Below are 4961 nucleotides of genomic sequence, written 5' to 3' on the forward strand. Positions count from 1 at the left end.
CGCGCCGACGTCTGGGAGCCGGACGACGACGTGTACTGGGGCCCCGAGACCACGTGGCTCGGCGACGAGCGCTACACCGGTGAGCGGGACCTCGAAAAGCCCCTCGCCGCAGTGCAGATGGGTCTCATCTACGTCAACCCCGAGGGCCCGGCCGGCAACCCCGACCCGCTCGCCTCGGCACGCGACATCCGCGAGACCTTCGCGCGCATGGGGATGAACGACGAGGAGACCGTCGCGCTCATCGCCGGCGGCCACACCTTCGGCAAGACCCACGGCGCCGCCCCCGACTCCAACCTCGAGGACAACCCCGAGGCGGCGGGTCTGGAGATGCAGGGCCTGGGCTGGAAGAACAACTACGGCACCGGCAAGGGCGACGACACCATCACGTCGGGCCTCGAGGTGACGTGGACCTACCACCCCACCCGCTGGGACAACGAGTTCTTCCACATCCTCTACGCCTATGAGTGGGAGCTCATGAAGAGCCCCGCCGGTGCGCACCAGTGGCGCCCGAAGAACGGCGGCGGCGCCGACATGGTGCCGATGGCCCACGACCCGCAGACCCGTCGCGAGCCCCGCATGCTCACCAGTGACCTGGCGCTGCGCGTTGACCCCGAGTACGACAAGATCTCGCGTCGCTTCCTCGAAGACCCGGTGGCCTTCGGTGACGCCTTCGCCCGCGCATGGTTCAAGCTGACCCACCGCGACATGGGCCCCATCGCTCGGTACCTCGGCCCCGAGGTCCCGACCGAAGAGCTCATCTGGCAGGACCCGGTGCCGGCGGTCGACCACGTGCTGATCGACGCGGCAGACGCCGCAGCGCTGAAGCAGCAGATCCTCGCCACCGGTCTGACGACCGAGCAGCTCGTGTCCACCGCCTGGGCGGCGGCATCGTCGTTCCGTGGCAGTGACAAGCGCGGCGGCGTGAACGGCGCCCGCATCCGCCTGTCGCCGCAGAAGGACTGGCAGGTCAACAACCCGCCGCAGCTGAAGCTCGTGCTCGACGCCCTCGAGGGCGTGCAGAGCGCCTTCAACGAGGGGCGCACCGACGGCAAGAAGGTGTCGCTGGCCGACATCATCGTGCTCGCCGGCAACGCGGCGGTCGAGAAGGCAGCACACGCCGCCGGTGTCGACGCCGACGTGGTGTTCCACCCGGGCCGCACCGACGCCACGCAGGAGCAGACCGACGCGGATTCGTTCGCGTACCTCGAGCCTGCCGCCGACGGCTTCCGCAACTACTACGGACCCAAGGCGTTCCTCCCGCAGGAGCACCACCTCGTCGACAAGGCGAACCTGCTGACCCTCACGGCGCCCGAGATGACGGTGCTCGTGGGTGGCCTGCGGGTGCTCGGGGCGAACTGGGACGGCTCCGAGTACGGCGTGCTGACGAACCGGCCGGGTGTGCTGACGAACGACTTCTTCGTGAACCTGCTCGACCTCGGCACCACGTGGACGCCGCTGGACCCCGGTTCGCAGGCGTTCGAGGGCATCAAGGACGGCTCGGGCGAGCGCGTCGGCCGCGGTACACGCGTCGACCTGCTGTTCGGCTCCAACTCCGAGCTCCGCGCCCTCGCGGAGGTCTACGCGAGCGATGACGCGCAGGAGAAGTTCGTGCGCGACTTCGTCGCCGCGTGGGGCAAGGTCATGGAGCTGGACCGCTTCGACCTGCGCTGATCCACCCGCACGGCAGCACAGCGGCCCGTCCCCCTCGGGGGCGGGCCGCTTCGCGTGCGCTCAGCCCAGTTCGCGTCCGTCGAAGAGCGCCCGATGGCAGAAGCCGGCGATGAGGGCCCCGACGATCGGGAAGACGATGAACACCCAGAGCTGCAGCAGCGCGTCAGGACCGCCGTAGAGGGCCGTGGCGATGGAGCGGGCGGGGTTGACCGACGTGTTGTCGATCGGGATGGATGCCAGGTGGATGAGGGTGAGCGTCAGACCGATCACCAGTCCGGCGAGCTTCGTTCCCCGGGACGGATGGGTCACCCCCAGGATCACGAGCACGAAGATCGCGGTGAACAGGATCTCGGCGATGATCGCGGCGCCCAGACCGAACCCGCCGGGGGAGTGCTCGCCGAAGCCGTTGCTTGCGAAGCCGCCGTCCTGAGCGGAGCGCAGCCAGCCGTCGGGGCCGAAGAGCCCGATGAGCACGAGGAGGGTGGTTCCCACGGCGCCGCCCACGAGCTGCGCGACGATGTAGGCGAGGGTCTCGCGCCACGGGAAGCGACCCGCCGCGGCCAGCCCGAGGGTCACGGCCGGATTGAAGTGGCCACCCGAGATCGGACCCCAGGCATAGGCGCCGGCGACCACCGTGAGGCCGAAGGCGAGGGCGACCCCGACGAATCCGATGCCGAGGGACGTGCCCTCGGGGCCGACGCCGTAGTCCGCGGCGAACAGGGCGGCGCCGATGGAGCCGAACACCAGCAGAAAGGTGCCCATGGCCTCCGCGGACATCCGCAGGGCCATGCTCGGGCCCCCGGGGGCGGCAGCGTGGTCGAGCGGCGTGGGGGCGACGTGTTCTTCCGGGCGAGGATCATTGCTCATGGTTGTGGCTCCCTTCGCCGCTCACAGTAGCCCGCCGGAGCCTGACTCGATAGCGGCGCAGTGGCGAGCCCGCAGAGCGCTCAATCCCGGAAGACGCGACTGATGCCGGTGGCCAGCTGTGTGACCTGCATCCACAGCGCGACGCGGTACAGCGGTCGCATCACGACGGTCGCCAGGCGGCGCGGCCGGCGCGCGGCGGACCGCTCCCTTCTTGTGCACCGCCTGCCGGCTGACGCCGAGGGCACCGACCGCTCAGAGTCGCCCGGCGGCCTTGAGCGCCAGGTAGCGGTCGGCGATCTGCGGGGGCAGGTCGTCGGCTGAAGCGCTGAGCGCATCGCCGCCGGCGCGTGCGATGGCGGCGGCCACCCGTGCGCCATCGCGTGCGCTGCGCTGCACGGCCGCGGCGCGGTAGACGTCGTCGGCGGTACGCCGGCCGCCGGATGGCTCGGCGGGCGCGTCCGGTGTCGCGTCGGTGGCGGTGCCGACGAGCACGTGGGCCCGCCGCGCGACGGCGCCGAGCGACCCGAGGAACCCGCGGGAGGACTCGGGGGAGTCCTGCGCGGTCAGCAGCACCACCAGCGACGGGCGGGAGGTGAGGGCGCGCACCTGCGCGAAGGCGGCATCCCAGTCGGTGTCGATCAGCTGCGCCTCCACGGGCGCCATCGCGTCGACCATCGCCGGCAGGAGCGCTGGTCCGTCGATGCCGGTGACCCGCGCCCGCAGCACCCGGTCGAACATCGCCAGATGCACGTGGTCGCCGGCGCGCGAGGCGAGGGCGGCCAGCAGCAGGGCCGCCTCCATCGCGGCATCCAGGCGTACGCCGTCCCCGACCCGCGCGGCGGCGGTGCGCCCGGTGTCGACGATGATCACGACGTGCCGGTCCCGCTCGGGGCGCCAGGTGCGCAGCATCGTCGTGCCGGCGCGAGCGGTGGCGCGCCAGTCGATGGAGCGCACGTCGTCGCCGCGGACGTACTCGCGCAGGCTGTCGAACTCGGTGCCCTGTCCGCGCACCTGCACGCTGGTGTTGCCGTCGAGTTCGCGCAGCCGCGCCAATCGTGAGGGCAGGTGACGCCGCGACGCGAAGGGCGGGAGCACCCGCACGGCGCCGGGCGCCTCGAGGCGCGCCTGCCGCCCCGCCATGCCGAGCGGTCCGCCGGAGCGGACGACGACGAAGTCGCTGCGCAGCTCGCCCCGCCGCCGTGGCCGCAGCGGCATCGGGATCGTCCGGCGCTCGCCGGCCGGGACGTCCAGCGCAGCGCGGCCCTCCGGCGCGCCAGCGGTGGGCTGCCAGGCATCGCGCAGGTGGCCGCGCAGCCGCCGTGGGCCGCCGTTGTGCACGACGAGCGAAGTGTCGACGCGCTCGCCGAGCCTGGTGCGGGTGGGACCGGTGCGCGTGACGCTCAACCCGCGGGGGTCCGGGGCGGTTGCGGCATCCACGCCCGTCGCCAGCGCACACAGCACGAGCCACACCCCGGCGACCGCCCACGGGGCGATGCCGGCCGAGCCCAGCAGCACCACGGGCACGACGCCGAGGGCGACCAGTGCAGGAAGACGGCCGGTGACGTACATGGTTCCTTCCGAGACGTGGGTCGGAGGCGTGGGACGGAGACGTGGGACGCGGGATGCGGCGGGCGGACGCCGGCTCAGATCGGCACGGGGGTCTGCTGCTGCACCGACGCGAGGATCGCCTCCACCGACACGCCCTCGATCTCCGCCTCGGGTCGCAGCCGCAGCCGGTGCCGCCAGGCGGGCACCAGCATGGCCTGCACGTGGTCGGGCGTGATGGCGGGGTAGCCGCCCAGCCACGCCCAGACCTTGGCCGCCGCCAGGAGGGCGGTCGCGGCGCGCGGGCTCGCACCCAGCTGCACGGACGGCGCCTGCCGGGTGGCCCGGGCCAGGTCGACGACGTAGCCGAGCACGTCGTCGGCGACGGCGACGGATGCCGCGGCGCGCTGGGCGGCGCGGATCTCGTCGGCCCCGACGACTGCGCTCAGGCCCGCCGCATCGAGGTCACCCGGCCGGAACCCGTCGGCGTGGCGGCGCAGCACCGCGAGCTCGGCATCGCGTGCGGGGACGCCGATGACGAGCTTCAGCAGGAAGCGGTCCAGCTGGGCCTCGGGGAGCGAGTAGGTGCCTTCGTGCTCCACGGGGTTCTGCGTCGCCGCGACGAGGAACGGGTCCGGGAGCGGGCGGGTGACCCCGTCGGCCGAAACCTGGCGCTCCTCCATGGCCTCGAGGAGTGCGGCCTGGGTCTTGGGGGGCGTGCGGTTGATCTCGTCGGCCAGCAGCACATTGGTGAACACCGGTCCCTCGCGGAACTCGAACTCGCCCGAGCGCGCGTCGTACACCAGCGACCCGGAGACGTCGCCGGGCATGAGGTCCGGCGTGAACTGCACGCGCTTGGTGTCCAGGCCGATCGCCCG

At 72.5% G+C, this 4961-nt stretch carries 4 protein-coding genes; 1 reads left to right on the forward strand and 3 read right to left on the reverse strand.

All coding sequences use genetic code 11. The features are described from left to right. A partial coding sequence (katG, locus tag NQ160_RS18405; RefSeq protein ID WP_257516574.1) for a catalase/peroxidase HPI occupies positions 1-1671 on the forward strand: 1671 nt, incomplete at its 5' end. Between the two features lie 60 nt (positions 1672-1731). On the opposite strand, the gene aqpZ is transcribed toward katG, so the two are convergent. From aqpZ to NQ160_RS18420, 3 genes are all read right to left on the reverse strand, one after another. Beyond that, on the reverse strand, positions 1732-2460 hold the full coding sequence (gene aqpZ, locus NQ160_RS18410; protein WP_257516577.1) for an aquaporin Z: 729 nt from the start codon (positions 2458-2460) through the stop codon (positions 1732-1734). Between the two features lie 330 nt (positions 2461-2790). Further along, positions 2791-4107 (reverse strand): DUF58 domain-containing protein, encoded by a 1317-nt coding sequence (locus NQ160_RS18415; RefSeq protein ID WP_257516575.1) that lies wholly within the window; start codon positions 4105-4107, stop codon positions 2791-2793. Positions 4108-4181: 74 nt separating this feature from the next. Next, positions 4182-4961, reverse strand: a 780-nt coding sequence (locus tag NQ160_RS18420) for an AAA family ATPase (RefSeq protein WP_257516576.1), incomplete at its 5' end; no start/stop codon positions are given.

The organism is Microbacterium sp. zg.Y909 (assembly GCF_024626565.1).

Coding starts and splice junctions, on each gene's coding strand:
- aqpZ (WP_257516577.1), bottom strand. CDS start 2,460: ATGGCCCTGCGGATGTCCGCGGAGGCCATGGGCACCTTTCTGCTGGTG.
- NQ160_RS18415 (WP_257516575.1), bottom strand. CDS start 4,107: ATGTACGTCACCGGCCGTCTTCCTGCACTGGTCGCCCTCGGCGTCGTG.